Here is a 436-nt window from a genome sequence, read left to right on the forward strand (position 1 = left end):
CGTAAATGTCTGTCGACTCAGTGCCACGGCTTGGCCAGCCGCGTCCCAGATCACAGCCTGGCTTTGTCCATAGCCATCACTGCACTGGTCAGTGTTTACCCGATATTGCCACAAAGTATCCGCCGGGCGAGACCCCGGATCATCCAGCAGCTCCATGGTCCAGGTCAGGGAACTGGCCGGTGCCGGGCCTTTGAGCAACGGCAGCACCGAAGGCGGCCAAGTATCCACCAGGGCAATCAGCGCCGCTGTGCTCATTGTTTCCGGGGGTACGGTGAAGCCCATGTAGCCCCCGAAATCCGGCGCTGCACTGCCACTAAACGGCGGCATACCCTCTGCGTAGCGGATATCAAAATGGGAAAGAAAGTCCGGCGTCAGCCCCTTGATGAACGGCAACGCAATGCTCTGTTCTGCCCCTTTCAAACCTGGCGCTGACGGC

Annotated in this window: 1 protein-coding gene; it reads right to left on the bottom strand. The window is 59.9% G+C overall.

All coding sequences use genetic code 11. The features are described 5' to 3' along the window. A partial coding sequence (locus tag A3730_RS22520) for a thioesterase family protein (protein WP_197477576.1) occupies positions 1-436 on the bottom strand: 436 nt, incomplete at both ends.

This window comes from Alcanivorax sp. HI0044 (assembly GCF_001634945.1).